The organism is Flavobacterium sp. 83 (assembly GCF_000744835.1).
Classification (GTDB): domain Bacteria; phylum Bacteroidota; class Bacteroidia; order Flavobacteriales; family Flavobacteriaceae; genus Flavobacterium.
In genome coordinates this window covers 3,629,840-3,650,293 of record NZ_JQMS01000001.1, presented here as the reverse complement: position 1 = coordinate 3,650,293, position 20,454 = coordinate 3,629,840, and the positions used below count along the sequence as shown (strand labels likewise).

The following is a 20,454-nucleotide window of genomic DNA, read 5'->3' as shown; positions in this document are numbered from 1 at the left end:
CTAAAAATTAATTATGAAAAACTATTTATTTAGAAATTTACTCCTATTTGGAGCTTTTATGATTTGCGGTTTCATTCAGGCCCAAAGTGTTTCAGGTACAGTATCGGATGTTAGCGGTAATTTACCAGGGGTAAACGTTTTGGTGAAAGGAACAACTAATGGAACTTCAACAGATTTGGATGGGAAATTCAAGTTGAATAACGTTACAAATAATGATATTTTAATCTTTTCGTATCTTGGTTATGTTTCCCAAGAAATAAAAGTTGCAGGAAAATCAATCATTAATTTAAAACTTCAATCAAGTTCAGCAAATTTAGATGAAGTTGTTGTCGTAGCTTATGGTTCAAGTAGAAAGAAAGACTTGACTGGAGCCGTTTCATCAGTAAGTGCAGAGAAATTAAATGCAATCCCAGTTTCTTCGATAGATCAAGCTTTGCAAGGAAAAGTGTCTGGAGTTCAGGTAACTAATAATTCAGGAGCTCCTGGTTCTTCGATGCAGGTTAATATCCGTGGTGTGGGTACTTTTGGTAAAACTACACCTTTGTATATTGTTGATGGTTTTCCAACTACTGATATTTCGTATCTAAATGCTAATGATGTACAATCATTAACTGTTTTGAAAGATGCCTCTGCTTCTGCATTGTATGGTATGAGAGCCAGTAATGGTGTTGTGATTATTGAAACTAAAAGTGGTAAAAAAGGCGCTATTACGGTTGATGTTAATTCATGGATGAGTTCAAATACAGTTCCTAAAAAAATCCAATTATTAAATGTTAACGAATTTGCAGCATTTGCTAAAGAAATTAAAGGTACAGCCTTAAAAGATTCTTATTTACCGGAATGGGATAATCCAAGTGCATTAACTAATGTAGATTGGCAAGATGCTACATTTAGAACTGCTATACGTTCTGGACATAACATCAGCATCAGAGGCGGAAATGAAATGTCAAAATTAGCTTTTACAACTGGAGTATTAAATGAAGAGGGTACGGTAATTGGTTCTTCTTCAAAAAGATATAATGTTGGGATGAAAGGAGATTTCACGATTTCTGACAAATTCAGAGCTAAATCCAGTTTGAAATACGGATATCAAGAAACATACCAACCGCTAGGTCCTGGTTATTTTGGATTATCTCAAATGTATACAAACGTTCCTTATTTATCAAACACTACTGGAACTAATTTACCTGTTAGTAATGGTTTATATGGAGCATTTCCAGATGCTGATGCAACTTCAACCAGTACAAATTATATTGCACAGGCGTTAGAGCAATCAAATAACAATGGTAGAAACACATTTCAAGGAAGTTTAGGATTAGAATATGATATATTGAAAGGTCTTGTTGCTAAAACGAATCTTGGTTTTACAACTAGAAATTATGCAGGATCTTCATTTCTTCCAAAATATAAAAGATCTGTTATAAATAATGACCAACGTGACAAAGCGATATATAATGTAAGTCAAAATACTTCAAAGGAATGGTTAGCGGAAGCATTTTTAGAATATACTAAAACATTCAACAAGCACAAATTTTCTGTATTGACAGGTTATACTGCGCAAAAAGAGGCTGCTTCTATAGTGTCAGCTAGAGGACTTGGTTTCTTGACCAATAACATTAGAGATTTGTCACAAGCACAAACAGTAGATAGCAATCAAGGGTATTCTTCAACGCAAACTTTAGTGGGAGCATTGGCAAGATTAAACTATAATTATGATAGTAAGTACTACATCACAGGTACTTGGAGAAACGATGGTATTGGAAATCGTTTTGTTATAGAAAATTCAAGAGCTAATTTCTTTTCTGCTGCTGGAGGCTGGAATATAGATGAAGAAGCATTTATGGATGGAAGTGTTTTCAATGTATTAAAATTACGCGCTTCTTGGGGGCAAACTGGTAATGCATTGGGTGTTTCTCCTTTTCAATATCTTGCTAATTACAGCAATGGAACAAGTGGAACAGATGATTCAGGATATATTTTGGGTGATTCACCGTACTTGTCTTCAGGTTTGACTCCTGATAATACACAGAATAAAAGTTTAACATGGGAAAAACAAGTTCAAACGAACGTAGGTTTTGAAGGAGAATTGTTTAATAATAGCCTTTATTTTACTGTTGATTACTTCGTTAAAAAATCGTCTGATTTCTTGTTTAACAAAGTTACTCCAGCTCAAAGCGGATTTTCTACAGGAGCTGTAAATGCAGGTCAAATTTCAAATAAAGGTTTGGAGCTTTTAGTTGGATATAGAAAAACTAAAGGAGAGTTTACTTGGGATGCTTCTGTGAATCTTACGACAATCAAAAATAATATCGATAAACTAGCGGATGAGAATACCAAGTTTGTTTTATTGGAAGAAAACTTTATACCAACTTGGGCAACTAACTGGAAAGATGTTACAAGATCTTATGTTGGGGGTAATGTAGGTACTTTCTATGGTTACAAAGCGGATGGAATTTTCCAAACACAAGGCGAAATTGATGCTCTTAATGCAAATGCTCCAGGTGGTGCATATCAAAATCCAAAAACATCTCCTGGAGATAGAAAATTTAAAGATTTGAATGGAGACGGTAGAATCACTGATGCAGATAGAACTGTTATTGGTAGTCCAATACCAAAAGTTTTTGGGAACTTTAACTTTAATGCTAAATATAAATCTTTTGATTTAGGGATAGATATTTATGGAACTTTTGGAAATGATATCTTGAATTATTCAAGAGTTGAACAAGAGACTGCAGGTGGTTTTAATTTAGGTCAAACCTACACAAACGTTAGTAAAGATTACTATAACAACCGTTGGACTGTTGCAAATCCTTCTAATGAATATGCAAGAGCAATTGTTGATGATGTAGATACTAAAAACAATAGAGTGTCTGACCACTTTGTTGAAGATGGTTCTTATGTAAGATTAAGAAATGTGAAATTTGGTTACACATTCCCTTCTTCAATGATTAAAACGATTGGGATGACGAATTTAAATGTTTTTGTAAGTGCTCAAAACTTACTTACCATTACAAAATATAGTGGTATTGACCCAGAAGTAGGACAACTTGGATCTAATATAGATGGAAAAACACTTGATACTGTTCAAGCAACAGGAATTGATATAGGAGCTTATCCAGTTTCTAAATCTCTAACCGTTGGAGTTAATTTACAATTTTAATAATATTATTAGTCATGAATAAAAAATCATATAAAATAAATCTTTTAAAAATTACTGCAGGATTTGCAATATTGATAGCAATTGGCTGTTCTAACGAATTTTTACAAGATAAAAATACTAAAGGGATTACTGACGAAGTTGTTTTTGGGAGTGATCTTACTGCAACTGCAGCAATAAGTGGAATTTATGATGTCTTGCAATCAGATTCTGACGGTAGAGAATACGATACAAAATCACTATTTGTACCTGCAAATTATACAACCCAAGATTATGAAGATTCTGGTGCGGATACTGAATTTAAAACCTACAATATAGGTACTGATTCCGGACGATTTAATAACCTATGGATTATAAATTATAAAGGTATTGGAAGAGCTAACATTGCTTTGCAAAAATTACCAAAATCTATTGAAAGCGGTTCAATTAGTAAAGATTTAGGAAATAGACTTATTGCGGAAAGTAAATTTCTTCGTGGTTTGTTGTATACTATGTTAGCACAAAATTTTGGAGGAGTACCAGTTGTGGTAAATCCGTCTGGGGGTGATGTTGCAGTAGATGATTATGCTCCTAGAAATACACAGGATGAGACATTTGCTCAAGTAGCTGCCGATATGGAAGCTGCAATTCCTAACTTACCTTGGAGCTATGGTCCGGAAGATAAAGGTAGAGCAACTAAAGCTACAGCATACCATTATTTAGGGAATGCTTATATGTGGATGAAACAATATGATAAAGCTGCAAAAGCATTTGAAGCTCTTGATGGTCATGCACAATTAGAGGCAGATTTTTTAAACGTTCATGCTGCTGCAAATAGAAATGGGAAAGAATCCTTATTTGAAATTCAGTTTTATGATAAAGCATCGGATATGGGTTGGGGACGTAATGACAACGTTACTGCTTTGCAATCGTTCTGTATGCCAAATGAAATTAGTGGTTGGGGAGGTTATATTAATGCTACCAAAGTACTTTATAATTCTTTTGAATCTGGTGATAAAAGAAAATTTGCAACTGTAATTGGTCCTGGAGATGTACATCCGGATCCATTATGCCAAATAAAAGATTTTCCAAATAACAATATTTATACTGATGCTCCTGCAAATACAATAAAAATGAACACAGCCGGTACAGTTGAAAAACCTTGGACTGCTGTAAGTAATGCAGGTTATTTTTGTGTGAAAACATGGAGAGATCCAGCGTTAACAGGAAATGGAAATGGAAAAATATTTGGTGGTCAAAATCTTATTCTGGCTCGTTACGGAGAATCATTGATAAGTTTAGCAGAATGTTATTTGAATTTAGGTAAAACTGCTGAAGCAATTACAACTATTAACAAGATTAGAACTAGAGCTGGTTTAGCTTCTCTTACTGCTATTACAACGACAAACATATTAGATGAATACCGTCATGAAATGGCTGGAGAATTTACCCTTTGGTATTTGTATAGAAGATCTGGAAAAGCTACTGAATATATCAAATTGAGACATAACATTACAATACCGGCTGGTAGAGAATTAATGCCATTGCCAAAATCACAAATTGATGCAAATCCAAATTTAGTGCAAAATACTAGTTACTAAATATTTTTTAAGAATAGGCTGTTCCATAAAGGCAGCCTATTTTATAAGTTGAATTAATACAGTTTATCCCCTTTTGTACAATTGAGAAAAACAACGACAGTTTTTCATTGAATGAGTTTATGATTCAATTCATTCTTAAAAGCATATGTATACGGGATAGATTAGAATAAAATAATTTGTTTTTTGAGTTTGTTTTTTAAAAGATTCCCTAATTGAGCAATTAGGGAATTTTTTTATTAAATTTTAATAGGGGTATAAATAGTTAAAAATGAAAAAACGAAAAAAAATTATAGGGCTGTTTTTTTTACTTCATTTTGTAATGTTCTCGCAATCTAAAGCAATAGTACGAGGAAGGGAACATATCTCAATTGATCGTAATTGGAAATTTGCATTTGGTCATCCATCAGATGCAAAAAAAGATTTTAATACCGGAACGGCTTATTTTTCCTATTTAGCAAAAGCAGGTTTTGGGGATGGAGCCGCTAATGCTAATTTTGATGATCGATCTTGGCGAAATTTAAATGTGCCACATGATTGGGCTGTGGAACAGGATTTTAGTAGTAAAGCCAGTTTTAGTCATGGGTTTAAAGCGATTGGAAGAAACTTTCCAAACAAAACTATTGGCTGGTATCGCAAGAAAATAACCATTCCTGAGAGTGATTTAGGACGAAGAATTTATATTGCTTTTGATGGGGTTTTTCGAAATTCAATTGTTTGGATAAATGGACATTATTTAGGAAACCAAGATAGTGGCTATTTAGGTTTTGAGTACGACATTACCGATTATATTAATTATGGAGGAGAAAATTCAATTGCAGTTCGCGTGGATGCAACCATGGAAGAAGGTTGGTTTTATGAGGGTGCAGGAATTTATCGTCATGTTTGGTTGAATAAAACAAATAATCTGCACGTTCCTGTCAATGGTACTTTTGTGCAAACAAAAACCAAAGATAATGCTACAACAATAAACGCATCAGTTTCGGTTACAAATGAAAATAAAATGTCAAAATCCTTCAAAATCCTTCAAACTGTTTTTGATGCATCAGGAAAGAAAATATCAGAAAATACGATAAACTCATGCAGTTTAAAACCTAGAGAAACAAAAGACTTTACTTCAGATATGAAGGTTCAAGATGCTACACTTTGGTCAATTGAAAATCCGTATTTATATAAAATGGTTACTTCAATTTATGAGGAAGATAAATTAGTAGATAACTACGAAACCACTTTTGGAATAAGAACAATTCGGTTTGATGCCAATGAAGGTTTTTTTCTTAATGGAAAACATCTTAAAATAAAAGGAACCAATAATCATCAAGATCATGCAGGAGTAGGGACAGCAATACCGGATGCTTTGCAAGAGTTTAGAATTAAAACCTTAAAGTCATTTGGCAGTAATGCTTACAGATGTTCTCATAATCCGCCAACACCTGAATTATTAGATATCTGTGACCGCTTAGGGATGCTTGTTATTGACGAAAATCGTCTCATGGGAAGTACTCAAACTCAATTAGGAGATGTGAAAAAGTTGATTGAACGAGATAGAAATCATCCTTCAATTATTAGTTGGAGTGTGGGAAATGAAGAGTGGGGAATTGAAAACAATAGTGTTGGAGCCAGAATTGCAAGTACGATGCAGTCTTATGTTAAATCAATTGATTCGACCAGATATGTAACTGCAGCATTTAGTGGAGGAATAGGTAGTGATGGAATTACGACTGTTATGGATTTGTTAGGAATCAATTATATCGTGAATAAAAGTACTGACGAACAACACAAATTATTTCCCAATCAATTTATTTGGGGAACCGAAGAAGGAAGTACTAATGCAACTCGTGGCGAGTATTATAGGGACAATAAAAAAAACATTATGCCAGCTTATGATAAAGCGCCAAGCAGTAGTTTTATTAGTATAGAACAAGGCTGGAAACACTATAATTCACGTTCTTACTTAGCGGGAATGTTTATCTGGACCGGTTTTGATTATCGTGGAGAACCAACTCCTTTTCAGTATCCTTCTGTAGGGTCCTATTTTGGTATGGTAGACCAATGTGGTTTTTATAAAGACACTGCCTGGTATTTAAAAGCATGGTGGCAAGACGAACCAGTTTTACATCTTTTACCGCATTGGAATTGGTCTGGAAAAGAAAATCAAGACATAGAAGTTTGGGCGTACAGTAATTGTGACGAAGTAGAACTTTTTTTAAACAAAAAAAGTTTAGGTAAAAAAACAGTTGAAAAAGACGGCCATTTAGGGTGGAATGTAAAATATAATCCAGGAACTCTGGAAGCTGTTGGGTATAAAAACGGTAAAAAAAATCTAATCGATGTTGTAAAAACAACAGGAGTTGCCGCCAGTTTAAAACTAGAATCGGATAAAATTGTTCTTGACGCCAATAAAAATGATGTGGCTGTAATCAAGGTAAGTACACAGGACAAGAAAGGATTGCAAGTTCCTATTGCAGATGATGAAGTAACTTTTTCTATCACTGGACCTGCAGAAATAATTGGTGTTGGAAACGGAAATCCTACGTCATTAGAAGCAGATAAATTTTTAGAAACGATTACAGTTTTGAATATTGAAAATCTTAAAGAGAAAGAAGTTGAAAGTATTAGTTCATTAGAACAAACAAAAGATAACATCGCGATTGTTTCATGGGAAAATGCTTTTAGAGAGGAGAAGGATAGTGTTTTTGGAAAAAAAGTAAAAGCAATCTTGTATAGAACTGATTTTGAATTGTCCTCAAATTATAAGGAATCAATAATTACATTCTTTTATAATAGTTTGGGAAAACAGCAATCTATTTTTATTAATGGTAAACAAATAGCAAATACAATTCCTGAAAATAAAAATGGAGACACATTTGTCTTGGACAAAACAATGCTGCGTTCAGGTAAAAATACCATTGCAATTCTTACCGAGCCATTATTAAAAGTAAAACCATGGGATGTGATAAATCAAAATGCTGGTTCTATTCAAATTCTTACTTCGGCAGAACAATATAAGCGCAAATTATTTAATGGTTTGGCTCAAGTAATTATTCAAACTATAGGAAAAGCAGGAGAAGTTAAACTTACTGCTACTTCAAAAGGATTAAAACAAGCAGTCATTTCTATTAAAACAATTAAATAACACTACTTAAGATGAAAAAAACAACAATAAGTTTTCTATTATTACTTTTCACTTTTATAGGCTTTAGCCAAGGAAATAAAGTTACTCAAACAGGTGGAAAATTCGATGGTCTTGCCATGACTCCGCCTATGGGATGGAATTCCTGGAATACTTTCGAAACCAATATTGATGAAAAACTAATCAAGGAAACGGCAGATATTATGGTGACTTCGGGAATGGAAGCAGCTGGTTACAATTACATAGTTCTTGATGATGGCTGGATGGCCAAAGAACGAGATAAAAACGGTAATCTTGTTGCTGATCCGGTAAAATTTCCAAGTGGTATAAAAGCATTGATTGATTATGTTCACTCGAAAGGATTGAAATTTGGATTGTACAACTGTGCAGGCACCAGCACGTGTGCCGGATATCCTGGAACTCGCGGATATGAATACCAGGATGCTAGATTTTATGCGAGTTTAGAGATTGATTTTCTAAAATACGATTGGTGTAATACAGCAGGAATAAATGCTTCGGAAGCTTACGCTACTATGAGTAACGCGCTTAAAACTGCGGGTAAACCTATTGTTTTTAGCCTTTGCGAATGGGGAGATAACAAGCCATGGGATTGGGGAAAGCCAATTGGGAATCTCTGGCGAATTTCAGGAGATATTTATCCTTGTTTTGATTGTGAGTTCCACCACGAAGAAGGAAATTGGTCGTCATGGGGATTTATGAAAATTATCGAAATGCGCAAGGACATTCGTAAGTTTTCCGGTCCAGATCATTGGAATGATTTTGACATGCTCGAAGTGGGTGATGGAATGACAAATACGGAAGACAAAGCTCATTTTACAATGTGGTCGATGATGGCTTCACCGCTTATTGCAGGAAATGATTTCAGAAAAATGTCAAAAGAAACATTGGCTATTTTAACTAACAAGGAATTGATTGCAGTGAACCAAGATAAATTAGGGATTCAAGGATTTAAATATTCAGCAGCAGATGGAATGGAAGTTTGGGTAAAACCGCTATCCGATGGTAATTGGGCAATCACTTTTGTAAACAGAAGCGATGTTACTAAAAAAGTAAATTTCGATTGGAAAAAACAACTCATAAAAGATACCGATTTTAATTTAGAAGCAAATTTTAATACCACTTCCTATAAAATTAAAAACCTTTGGAAAAACAAAGAAGTGGGAAATACTAAAAAAGCTTTTATTGCTAATTTAGCATCACACGATGTAATTACTTTGAAATTAATTAAAATATAAATATGAATGTAAAGTCAAAAAATATAATATTATTGTTTTTGTTTTGTTGCTATTTTTCCAATGCTCAATTTGTAAAGCATCATGGACAATTGCAAGTTGTGGGAGTACAATTAGTAGATAAAAATGGAGAAGCTGTCGTGCTTCGCGGTCTGAGTTTTGGCTGGCATAGTTTCTGGCCTAGATTCTATAATGAACGAGCCGTAAATTGGTTGAAAAAAGATTTCAAATGCAATGTAGTCCGAGCTGCAATGGGTATTGAAATAGGAGACAGACCTTATATAAAAGAACCTGTTTTTTCAAAAGAAAAAATAGAAGCAGTTATAAATGGCGCTATCAAATCTGGGATTTATGTGATTATAGATTGGCACAGTCATAACATTAATCTCAAGGAATCGAAGGAGTTTTTTGCAGAAATATCAAAGAAATACGGTAAATACCCCAATGTGATATATGAAGTTTACAATGAACCTGATTATGAAACTTGGGAGGAAGTAAAAAGCTATTCCGAAGAAGTGATCAAAGTAATCAGGGAGAATGACCCCGATAATATTATTCTTGTGGGTTGTCCGCATTGGGATCAGGATATTCATCTTCCTGCTGCAAATCCTATAAAGGGCTATGATAATCTAATGTACACGATGCATTTTTATGCAGGAACACATGGAAAATGGTTGCGTGACAGAACTGATGAAGCTATAAAAAGCGGATTGCCGGTCTTTGTCTCTGAATCTGCGGGAATGGAAGCTACTGGTGACGGGCCTTTGAATTATGTATCTTGGCAAGAATATATTGATTGGATGGAAGCCAGGAAATTGAGTTGGATTACTTGGTCTGTTTCTGATAAAGAGGAAAGTTGTTCTATTCTAAAAAAATCAGCTAATTCTGAAGGTAATTGGAAAGAGGATGATCTTAAAGAATCAGGAATAAAGGTTCGGGAACTTTTGCGAAAATACGCTATCAAAAAATAATTCAATAAAACTCTGAACGCAAGTTTGGAGTTTTTTTTACTATTTCTGTGAAATTTTAATTGTTTATTGTTTTAATGTTATAGCCTTAAAATAAGTAAATTAGGTGTTTTGTTTTAATTTTTTTATTAAAAAATAAAATTTTTAAGTCATTTATTTAATAATATAGGTAGGGTTTTTTTCTATAAGGTTGTTTTGTTTATGTGCTAAAAATCGGTATAATTTTCATTCTATTTTTAAGCGATTTTTAAGCTAAAATAAAATTCAAAAGCAAACGGTTTGATTAGATTTGGTGAAATTATATTGATTTTAAAATAACATGATTTTACTTATAGATGGTGATTTGAAATGTTATTAGAGAAATTGAGTTTTAATTATAAAAATTAAGTAATAGTATTAAATTATAAAAATTAAATTATGAATAGGAAAGAGTTTTTTGCAAGAGTAGGATTTGGAGCAGCTGCCGTTTTATTACCAGCTTGTGTAGCCGGATTAGCAACAAGTTGTTCCAGTGATGGAACATCTTCAGCACCGCCGTCTGGTGTAGATTTCACTGTGGATGTGAGTTCAGGAACTTTGGCTACCAATGGTGGATTTATGGTTTCACAAGGAATTGTCATCGCCAAAACATTAGCAGGAGATTTTATTGCGGTTTCAGCGGCATGCACGCATGAGGGAACAAGCGTAAATTATAATTCATCAGGAAATAAATTTGTTTGCCCTAATCATGGTGCACAATTTAGTAGTACAGGAGCTGTAACTTTAGGTCCGGCAACCCGCAGTTTGACTCAGTATAAAACTGCATTAAGTGGAAGCACGCTAAGAATTTATGCTTAATCACTTCAGGGTTATCGACAATCGAAATTTTTTAGCTTTCGAATAAAATAATTAAGGAATTAACAATCATTTAAATAAAAGAATGAGTAAAAAAGTAAAAATAATTTTTGTTTCTCTGATTGTAATTGTTGCCGTTGGAATATTTGGTTATAATTATGTGATGCACGGAGGGGAAAGAAATTTAACTACAGAAAAGACAGATTTTACCGTTACAGCTGCAAATATTACAGCTGAATTTACAAACGATATTGAAGTGTCAAATAAAAAATACTTAGAAAAAGCAGTAGCAATTACAGGAACAATTACTAGTGTGAAAGCAATGGAGGTTATAATTGACAATACTATTGTTTGTAACTTAAAAAAACTCGATTCTTCACTCAAAAAAGGTCAAACAGTAACCGTAAAAGGCAGATTTGTTGGCTATGATGATCTAATGGGAGAATTAAAACTGGATCAATGTTTTGTAATAATTAATAATTAAATTAAATAAGAATGAAAAACTTTTTAGGTTTTGTGTTTATGTTTTTTATGGTTGGACAGGTCTTTGCTCAAGATGATTTATTAAATCAGTTAGACACTGTTAATTCAAAAGAAAAGCAAATTGAAACGTCAGCTTTCAAAGGGTTACAAATAGTCAACATGCAATCGACAAAATTACCTACAAAAGGAGAATGGTATATGGTTGTTTCGCACCGTTTTGGAGATTTGACTAAAGGGCTGGATAATTTTTTTGGATTGGATAATGCCTATACAAAAATTGGTGGAATCTATGGTGCCACAGATTGGTTGTCATTAGGTTTTTCAAGACAAACATACAATAAAACCTATGAGTTAACGGCAAAATATAAATTGGCAAATCAACAAATAAATGGTTTTCCTGTAACTATTGTTGGCTACAATACGATGGATGTTAATAGTGCTTTGAAAACGGCTCAATATCCTTATTTAAAATTTAATAATCGATTGGCTTTTACAACTCAAATACTAGTTTCCAGAAAGTTTTCTGATAAGTTTTCATTAGAAATGGCGCCAATTTATGTTCATAAAAACTTATATGAAGGAGGATTAGAACAAAAAGATCTTTTGCTGGCAGGTGTTGGTGCAAGATATAAAATTGCCAAAAGATTGAGTGTGAATCTTGAATATGCAGCACGAGTAAATATGCCGGAAAACTTTGTGTCCCCTTATCATAATCCACTTTCAGTAGGTCTTGATATTGAAACTGGAGGTCACGTTTTTCAACTGGTTTTCTCCAATAGCCAGCCTATGAATGATGTTGCTGTATTTTCTAATACATCGGGAAATTGGAACGGTGGAAGTATTTATTTTGGATTTAATATGTACCGAGTTTTTTAAAGATTAAAAAAATAAAATATGAAAAAGATAAAAATATTTTTAATGATTATTGGTACTGTATTTGTTGTTTCATGCGAGTCGAATACCTATGATCAGATTTCAGTTCCGGTTACTAATCCAACCTATGTTACAAATGTAAAACCTGTGATTACAGCAAATTGTACGGGTTGCCATAATTCAGGCGGGCAATTTCCTAATTTAGGGACATATGACCAGTTAAAAACGGCTATTGTAAGCGGAAAGGTTATATGTAAAATAGATGGTACATGCGGATCTATAATGCCTACAGGGGGTAAAATGCCACAAGGAACAATAGATATGATTAAGTTATGGACCGCTAACGGTTTTATAAATCAATAAAAATTATGAAAAAAATAGCATTTTTAGGATTGTTGGTTTTTGTAGGAAATGTGATGTTTTCTCAAAAAGTAATGACGCGTACAGGAGAAATAAAATTTGAAGCTTCAATGCCTGCTTTTGAAGAAATAGCCGCCAAAAATAATACTGTATCGTGTATTCTTGATGAATCTACAGGAGATTTTGTGGCATTGGCTTTGGTGAAAGCATTTAAGTTCAAAGCTCCTTTGATGGAAGAGCATTTTAATGAAAATTATATTGAATCCTCTAAATTTCCTAAGTCAACCTTTAAAGGGAAAATTTTAAATTTTGATGCTTCAAAATTGTCTTCAGCAAAAACTGTATATGATTTAGAAGGAGATTTAACTTTGCACGGTGTTACTAAGAAAATTAAAACTAAAATTACTTTAGTTGGAACTGCAGATAAAGTTAATGCTACAAGTAATTTTTTAGTTAAACCACAGGATTACAATATTGAAATTCCTAGTCTGGTAAAAAATAAAATTGCTGAAAACGTTAAAATTGTAATTAATTTTATACTCCAACCGAAATAGAGGTAATATATGAAAAAAAACTCCAAACGCAAGTTTGGAGTTTTTTTATGTCTTAAAATAGATGAGCTAAACTACATATTCATCAGCGATACTTAGTGCTTGAGAAATAATAGCTAAACCTTCGTCAATTTGTTCTTCATTTATCATTAAAGGTGGTGCAATAAAAATATAACCCCAACGTACAAAGGTATACAATCCTAATTCTCTTAATTTGGCGCCCACTTTATTCATCACTTCCATTTCGGCAGCATTAGCATTGAAAGGAGCCATCAATTGGTAAGGCTCTTTACTTTTTACAACATCTAAGCAGCCCAATAATCCTTTGTTTCTAAAATCACCTATTGAAGGATGTTTTTCACGCATTTCGTTGATGCGTTTCTCCATGTAAGCCCCCATTTTTATTGTATTTCCTATCAAGTTGTCGCTTTCGTAAATGTTGACTACTGCCAGTGAAGCCGCCAAAGAAACCGGATGTGAATTATAAGTCAATCCCAACCATAAAGGTGAATCATCGAATTTTGCAGCAATTTTATCCGAAACCATTAAACAACCTAACGGAAGGTAAGAGGAAGTCAACCCTTTTGCCATACAAATCATATCGGGCACAATATCACTATGTTCAAACCCAAACCATTTTCCGGTTCTGCCAAAACCACTCATTACTTCGTCAGCAATAAATAGAATTTCGTATTTTTCGCATAAGGCTTTAATACCTTTTAAATATCCTTTTGGATAATGAAGACAACCCGAAGATCCACTTTCTCCTTCAAAAATAAAGGCAGCAATGGTATGACCACCTTCATAACGGATGATTCTTTCTGCAGAATCCAAGCTCCATTTTAATCTCGTTTCTTCATCCTGATCACTTAAGCCATAAAAATCATAAGGATCGTCAAGATGAAAGATATTAGTAGATTGTTGCGCATCCGTATATTGTTTTCTGGGATCACCTCCAACAGTCATACTTGCGGATGAATTTCCGTGAAAGCCTCTGTATCTACCAAATATTTTATGTTTTCCAGTATATAAACGGGCTAGTTTTATGGCATTTTCAATAGATGAAGCACCACAAAGTGTAAAAAAAGCTTTGTTTAAATCTCCTGGACAAATGGACGCTAATTTTTTAGCCAATAGGGCTCGGATTTCGGTGGTACAAGAAGGCGTTACATAACTCACTTTTTGCATTTGTTCGACAACAGCATCCGTAACTCGCTGGTCGCCATGACCTATATTCACCGACATTAATCCGCTGGAGAAATCGATAATTTTTTTACCGCCTGTTTCATATAAATAAACACCTTCAGCTCTTTCTATCGGAATTGGATTTACATTTTTTTGGGCAACCCAAGTAAACAAGCTGTATTGTTTACTATCACTTATTATTTGGTCTTTAGTCAACATGCTCTTATTTATATAGTTTTAGTTTATTTTACAACAAGGTCATAGCTGTATAGATATTCGTCTCTTTTGAATCCCATTTTGTGATAGAGTCCTTGTGCTGTGATATTATTTTTTGCTGTTCTCAATCGAATTAAATCGGAGCCTAATTCTTTTGCCAAAGCAACAGTTTCTAAAATTAATTGTTCTCCAATTCCTTGTTTTCGAATAGTAGAATCGACAAATAAATCATTTAAAATCAGTATTTTATTCAATGCCAAAGAAGAAAATGTAACATAAATTAACGTAAATCCTATGGCTTTTTCTTTGTTATTTTTATCAAAAGCTAAAAAAATAATAGCTTCATTATTCTCTAATCGTTCTTTTAAATATGCTTTGTGTTTTTCATAATCAGATTTCTTTTTATAGAAAACCAAATACTGGTCAAACAAAGGTGTCAATTGATCTAAATCTTTTAGAGTAGCTTTTCGTATCATAATTGGTTATTTTTAGTTAGTTTGAATATTAAAAATACAAATTATTGTTTAATTTTTGCATTACTCTCTATTGGTTAGTTCAAAAAGTTTCTAAATAGGAAGATTTAACTCATCCAGTTTGTGCCTGCTTCAGGGTTCCATTTGGTAGTTGTCTTCTTTTCTTTGGTAAAAAAACCAACGGAACTTTTCCCGGTAATATCTCCTGAACCAAATCTTGATTCATTCCAGCCACCAAAACCAAAAGGTTCTCGGGGAACAGGAACACCAATATTTACTCCACACATTCCAGCCGAAGCATTTTCAGTTACATAATTGGCCAGACCACCGCTTTGTGTAAACACGGAACACGCATTTCCATAAGGGTTGGCGTTTTCAATTGCTAAAGCTTCGTCAATCGTATTAACGCGAACAATGGTTAGCACTGGTCCAAAGATTTCTTCTTTGGCAACTTTCATATCGGCAGTCGCGTAATCTATAATAGTTGGTCCAACATAAAAACCATTTTCTTTTCCGGGAACAATAACGTTTCGACCATCCAAAATGATTTTGGCACCCTGTTCTTCGGCTTCAGTAATATAAGACTCAATTCTTTCTTTGGCTGCTTTTGAAATTACAGCGCCCAATGTTGTGCCACATTGAATTTTATTGGCATCATCAATTAATTTGTCTAAAATACCATCGCAATTTCCAACAGCTATTAAAGTAGCCGCTGCCATACATCGTTGTCCCGCGCAACCACTCATCGAAGCTACAATATTAGAAGAAGCCATGTCAGGATGTGCATCTGGAAGCAAAATGATATGATTTTTTGCTCCGCCTAGAGCTAAAACTTGTTTCAAATTATGACTGGCTCTTTGATATACTATTTTTGCCACTTTTGTCGAACCTACAAAGGTGATGGCTTTAATATCGGGATGGTCGCAAAGATTTTCAACTGTAGATTGTGTGCCATTGATTATATTGAATAAACCATCTGGAAGACCAGCTTCTTTCAATAGTTTTGCAGTGTATTGGCTGCTGATTGGCACTGCTTCGGATGGTTTCAAAATAAAAGCGTTCCCTAATGCAATAGCATTTACAATAGTCCAATGTGGAACCATAGTTGGGAAATTAAAAGGAACAATCGAAGCCACAATCCCTAATGGCAATTTGGTAGAAGAACAATAAACTCCTTTACTGACTTCCATATTCTCACCATTTACAAATTGTGGAAGTGAACAGGCAAATTCTGTCAGTTCAATTGCTTTGTCAATTTCAGCTTTAGCTTCCCCATGAATTTTTCCATTTTCACGATAAATAATTTCGGTTAGTTCACTACTGTTTTGTTCTAGTAATTGTTTGTATTTATAGAAAACTTGCACACGTTCTTTTAAGGTAACTTTTTGCCAGGCTTTTTGTGCTTTTTGAGCAAAACTGATAATTTCATTCAAATCTTCCATAGTGGATTCATTGAAAGTAGTTAATTCATTACCGTCTAAAGGGGATATAACAGTATGAATTTTGCTGGAGCTTCCGGGTTTAAACTCCCCATTTATAAAGTTTTTTACTTCATTAAATACCATAACTATACTTTTTTAAGTTTTTCAAATATACACTTTTTAATAAAAATACAATAATATTTTTTGCTTAAATCAAAAATATTGTTAGATTTACAAAATAATTGCTTCATGATTAATTTATTTACAAAACGAAATAAAATTAGTTTAAGCAAAAAAGTTTAAAACTAACCAGTTTAAATTATTCTATTAACCAAAAACAAAATCAATGAAATCAATCTCAACTATTATTGGAATCGCCTTATTATTTCTGGCAGGACTTTGTTATTTTATCAATTGGCATGCTTTAGTTCCTGCATTTACTGTATTAGGAATAGCTATTATGACAAGAAAAGCATTAGAACCTTTAATTATAGGTTGTGCAGTAGGATTTGTTTTATTAGCAATGCAAGGTGGTTCCAAAGAATTTTTTCCTGAAGGTCAAGGAATGATTTTTCCACTTAATATGTTTGATGGTATGTTTTCATCCATTTCCAGAGATGCTCACGATCAAGGATTAATTTGGGTAATTTTAGTTTGCATATTATATGGTGCATTTGTGCAATTATTAGTTGCTTCAGGCGGAATAAATGCTGTGGGGAAATATTCTGAGAATCACGTTAAAAACAAAAAACAGTCTTTAATTATGACTTATTTTTTAAGTTTTTTCTTTTTTTTGGATGACTATTTAAGTGCGCTGTCTATTGGTAATACGATGAGACCCATTACAGATAAATTTGGTGTTTCAAGAGAGAAATTAGCATTGGTTTTGAGTTTTGTTTGTGTGCCGTTGACTATAATATTTCCTATTTCGACATGGACTATTTTTTATGGAACTCAAATAGCATCTATTGAAGGTGGTGTATTAAACAGTGCAGGAAAAGTGATAACAAGTCCTATTGAGGCTTTTTTAGGTACAATTCCTTATAATTTTTCGGCTTGGATTTCTTTAATTCTTGGAGCGTTGGTTGTTTTTCAATTAATTCCGGATTCGAAAGCAATAAAAGAAGCTGAAGCAAGTGTGAAAGTAATTGATGCTGATGTAGTAAAAGTTAAGAAAAAACCAGCGAAAGAAGGCAAATTGGTATATTTTATTTTGCCTTTAGTTATTTTAATTTGGTGTACCATTTTTCCTTATCCATATGATGCGGAATATTGGGGTAGTGTAACTTTTTCTTCTGAATCAATTTTCAGTAGTATTGATGCCCTTCGTGGGATAGCAACAGCTTGTGTATTTACTTACTTGTTTTACTTATTATTGGGAGTGATTAAATTCAATAAAATATCAAACAACTTCGTAAAAGGGATGGAATCAATCACTTTTGTGTTGGTAGTTTTAGGAATGACTTATTTATTAAAAGATGTTCAAAACGGATTGGGTTTTAATGAATTTGTAGCAGCGAAATTGCAAGGAATTAGCTGGTTAAATAGTGCGACACTTCCTTTTGTTGTTTTTGCATTAGTAGCATGGATTTGTTGGGCAACTGGTTCAAACTGGGGGATATATGCGATTTTGGTGCCAACTACTGCTATTTTATCTCGTTCACTTGGAGCAGATTTTTGGTTGACACAAGGGGCGCTGGCATCTGGAACTGTTTGGGGCGCGGCAGCTTGTTTCTTCTCTGATAATAGAGTGCTTACAGCGCAATCTTGTAAAATAGATATGATGAAACATGGTATTTCACAATTTCCATATCAGTTAGTAATATTTGGAGTGTCATCAATCTTATATTTAATAGCCGGATATGTAATTTAAAAGTAAAATTATGATATGCAAAAGTATTTTTGAAAATCAATTTATAATTCGGAATGCTACATTAGATGATGTCATTCAGATGGAGTATGTACAATCACAATGTTATCCAACTTTGCACGAATCAGAAATATTGAATAGAAATCATTTTGCTAATCATATAAAAATATTTCCAAAAGGTCAAATTGTAGTGGAAAAAGAAGGGGTAATTGTAGCGTCAGCAAGTACTTTTCGATGTGATTTCCCAGAACATGACAGTACTTTTTTGGAAGAAACAGATAATTTGTGGCTTACTAATGTTCAAATACCGGATGGAGATTGGATGTATGGCATTGATATGGGTGTGTTGCCGGAATACAGAGGTTTAGGCCTTTCTAAAGAACTGTATAAAGCGCGGCATGAAGTGTGTAAAAACCTTGGAATCAAAGGGCAGATTATTGCGGGAATGACCATTGGTTACGGGAAAGTAAAAGACAAAATGACCATTGCAGAATATTGTGAAGCATTGGAGAAAAAAGAATTTACTGACCCAACCATTACACCGCAAAGAAATGCCGGTTTTAAATGGATTAGGCCTTTATATAATTATATCAATGATCCAGAAGCAGGATATGCAAGTATTTTAATGTACTATCCGGTTGATGAAAATTATAGTTTATAATTTTTCTTTTTGAAAAAAGTGGGGGAATAAAGTTGAAATAAAAAATAAAAAAAATAAAATAAAAAAAATGGGAACTCAAATTAAAAAAGTATCAGAAATTCCTGGACCAAAAAGCAAAGAAATGTTAGCTAGAAGAGCAGCTGCTTTACCTGCTGGTTTAGGAAAATCTACCGAAGTGGTTGTTGAAAAGGCTGAAGGTGCTCTAGTATGGGATGTAGATGGAAACCAATTGATTGATTTTGCCGGAGGAATAGGGATGGTAAATTTGGGTCACAGACCTCAAGTAGTTGTTGATGCTATAAAAGACCAAATGGATAAATACCTGCATACCGGTGCATTAGTAACAACTTTTGAACCTTATTTAGAATTTGCAGAATTACTTAACAAAATTACTCCGGGAGATTTTCCTAAGAAAACTTTGTTGGCTTGTTCAGGATCTGAGGCGGTAGAAAATGCAGTGCAAATTGCACGATATTATACAAAACGTCCTGCTGTTATTTGTTTTGAAGGGGCTTATCACGGTAGAACTTTACTAACTTTAAGTTTAACCAGTAAATATGCTTTGTTCAAAAAAGGATTTGGTAGTTACGCTCAGGATATTTACCGTTTTCATTCTCCAAATGTATATCGCAAACCAGATAATTTCACGGAAGAAGAATATATTGATTTTTGTATCGAACGTTTCGATCAGAATTTAATTTCGCATGTTGACCCTTCATCGGTTGCAGCGATTATTATCGAACCAGTTCAAGGTGAAGGTGGTTTCATTCCTGTACCAAAGCGTTTCTTGGAAAAAATTAGAAAAGTTTGTGATGAACACGGTATCGTTTTTATTGCTGATGAGGTTCAGGCCGGAGCAGGAAGAACGGGGAAATTCCTTTCTATCGAGCACAGTGGAGTGATTCCGGATATGGTAACGATGGCAAAATCGATAGGTTCAGGATTGCCTATTAGCGCGGTAACAGGTAGAGCTGATATCATGGATGCACCACATTTAGGAGGTGTTGGAGGAACGTATTCCGGAAGTCCAATTGCTGTAGTGGCTGCACTTGAAACCGTTAAACAAATTAATACTCCAGAATTTTTAGCAAAATCAGTTCATGTGGGAGATGCCATCAGAACAAGATTGAATACAATGGCAGATAAATTTTCTTGTATTGGTGATGTTCGTGGAATTGGGGCAATGCTGGTAGTTGAATTTGTAAAAGATAAAAAAACCAAAGAACCTGATATGGATTTTGCTATGGCAGTAATCAAAAAATCAGTTGCTAATGGATTGATACTAATAAGAGCAGGATTGTACACCAATTGTATTCGTTTTTTACCTCCAATTGTTATCACTGACGAACAATTGCATGAAGGATTGGATGTAATTGAAAATGCAATCGAAGAAGTGTTGAACGAAAGAAAATAAATTTGACGAAAGTCTTAAAGTTGAA

Annotated in this window: 16 protein-coding genes; 13 read left to right on the top strand and 3 right to left on the bottom strand. The window is 33.8% G+C overall.

Annotated elements, in window-relative coordinates; genetic code table 11:
- Window positions 1-13: 13 nt before the first annotated feature.
- The 10 genes from T410_RS15755 to T410_RS15710 all read left to right on the top strand — a co-directional run bounded on the left by T410_RS15755 (window position 14) and on the right by T410_RS15710 (window position 13,192).
- Window positions 14-3,160 (top strand): TonB-dependent receptor, encoded by a 3,147-nt coding sequence (locus T410_RS15755; protein ID WP_035673598.1) that lies wholly within the window; start codon window positions 14-16, stop codon window positions 3,158-3,160.
- A gap of 14 nt (window positions 3,161-3,174) precedes the next feature.
- The gene (locus T410_RS15750; protein WP_035673596.1) at window positions 3,175-4,737 is read left to right on the top strand and encodes a RagB/SusD family nutrient uptake outer membrane protein; all 1,563 of its coding nucleotides are present in this window, start codon (window positions 3,175-3,177) and stop codon (window positions 4,735-4,737) included.
- A 268-nt stretch (window positions 4,738-5,005) separates the two neighbouring features.
- Complete coding sequence (gene galA / locus T410_RS15745) at window positions 5,006-7,870, top strand: beta-galactosidase GalA (protein WP_035673593.1); 2,865 nt, start codon at window positions 5,006-5,008, stop codon at window positions 7,868-7,870.
- Window positions 7,871-7,881: 11 nt separating this feature from the next.
- On the top strand, window positions 7,882-9,123 hold the full coding sequence (locus T410_RS15740; protein ID WP_035673590.1) for a glycoside hydrolase family 27 protein: 1,242 nt from the start codon (window positions 7,882-7,884) through the stop codon (window positions 9,121-9,123).
- A gap of 2 nt (window positions 9,124-9,125) precedes the next feature.
- Window positions 9,126-10,091: a glycoside hydrolase family 5 protein gene (locus T410_RS15735; protein ID WP_035673588.1), complete on the top strand. Its 966-nt coding sequence runs from the start codon at window positions 9,126-9,128 to the stop codon at window positions 10,089-10,091.
- 414 nt (window positions 10,092-10,505) lie between these two features.
- Window positions 10,506-10,925 (top strand): ubiquinol-cytochrome c reductase iron-sulfur subunit, encoded by a 420-nt coding sequence (locus tag T410_RS15730; RefSeq protein WP_035673584.1) that lies wholly within the window; start codon window positions 10,506-10,508, stop codon window positions 10,923-10,925.
- An 82-nt stretch (window positions 10,926-11,007) separates the two neighbouring features.
- The gene (locus T410_RS15725; RefSeq protein WP_035673582.1) at window positions 11,008-11,406 is read left to right on the top strand and encodes a hypothetical protein; all 399 of its coding nucleotides are present in this window, start codon (window positions 11,008-11,010) and stop codon (window positions 11,404-11,406) included.
- Between the two features lie 11 nt (window positions 11,407-11,417).
- Entirely contained in the window at window positions 11,418-12,281 is an 864-nt protein-coding gene (locus T410_RS15720; RefSeq protein WP_035673580.1) for a DUF5777 family beta-barrel protein, read from the top strand.
- 18 nt (window positions 12,282-12,299) lie between these two features.
- Window positions 12,300-12,641: a hypothetical protein gene (locus T410_RS15715; protein WP_035673578.1), complete on the top strand. Its 342-nt coding sequence runs from the start codon at window positions 12,300-12,302 to the stop codon at window positions 12,639-12,641.
- Between the two features lie 5 nt (window positions 12,642-12,646).
- The gene (locus T410_RS15710; RefSeq protein ID WP_035673576.1) at window positions 12,647-13,192 is read left to right on the top strand and encodes a YceI family protein; all 546 of its coding nucleotides are present in this window, start codon (window positions 12,647-12,649) and stop codon (window positions 13,190-13,192) included.
- Window positions 13,193-13,258: 66 nt separating this feature from the next.
- On the opposite strand, the gene T410_RS15705 is transcribed toward T410_RS15710, so the two are convergent.
- The 3 genes from T410_RS15705 to T410_RS15695 all read right to left on the bottom strand — a co-directional run bounded on the left by T410_RS15705 (window position 13,259) and on the right by T410_RS15695 (window position 16,628).
- A complete protein-coding gene (locus tag T410_RS15705; protein ID WP_035673574.1) occupies window positions 13,259-14,593 on the bottom strand; it encodes an aminotransferase class III-fold pyridoxal phosphate-dependent enzyme in 1,335 nt (444 codons plus the stop codon).
- Window positions 14,594-14,616: 23 nt separating this feature from the next.
- Window positions 14,617-15,066: a GNAT family N-acetyltransferase gene (locus T410_RS15700; RefSeq protein WP_051929465.1), complete on the bottom strand. Its 450-nt coding sequence runs from the start codon at window positions 15,064-15,066 to the stop codon at window positions 14,617-14,619.
- 104 nt (window positions 15,067-15,170) lie between these two features.
- Complete coding sequence (locus T410_RS15695) at window positions 15,171-16,628, bottom strand: CoA-acylating methylmalonate-semialdehyde dehydrogenase (RefSeq protein WP_035673569.1); 1,458 nt, start codon at window positions 16,626-16,628, stop codon at window positions 15,171-15,173.
- A 202-nt stretch (window positions 16,629-16,830) separates the two neighbouring features.
- Between T410_RS15695 and T410_RS15690 the strand changes: the two genes are divergently transcribed.
- The 3 genes from T410_RS15690 (at window position 16,831) to T410_RS15680 (ending at window position 20,429) form a co-directional block, all read left to right on the top strand.
- The gene (locus T410_RS15690; protein WP_035673566.1) at window positions 16,831-18,357 is read left to right on the top strand and encodes a Na+/H+ antiporter NhaC family protein; all 1,527 of its coding nucleotides are present in this window, start codon (window positions 16,831-16,833) and stop codon (window positions 18,355-18,357) included.
- 10 nt (window positions 18,358-18,367) lie between these two features.
- Window positions 18,368-19,015 carry a GNAT family N-acetyltransferase gene (locus tag T410_RS15685; protein ID WP_035673564.1) on the top strand — a complete coding sequence of 216 codons (648 nt, stop codon included), beginning with the start codon at window positions 18,368-18,370 and terminating at the stop codon, window positions 19,013-19,015.
- Between the two features lie 67 nt (window positions 19,016-19,082).
- Window positions 19,083-20,429 (top strand): aspartate aminotransferase family protein, encoded by a 1,347-nt coding sequence (locus tag T410_RS15680; protein WP_035673561.1) that lies wholly within the window; start codon window positions 19,083-19,085, stop codon window positions 20,427-20,429.
- Window positions 20,430-20,454: the final 25 nt, after the last annotated feature.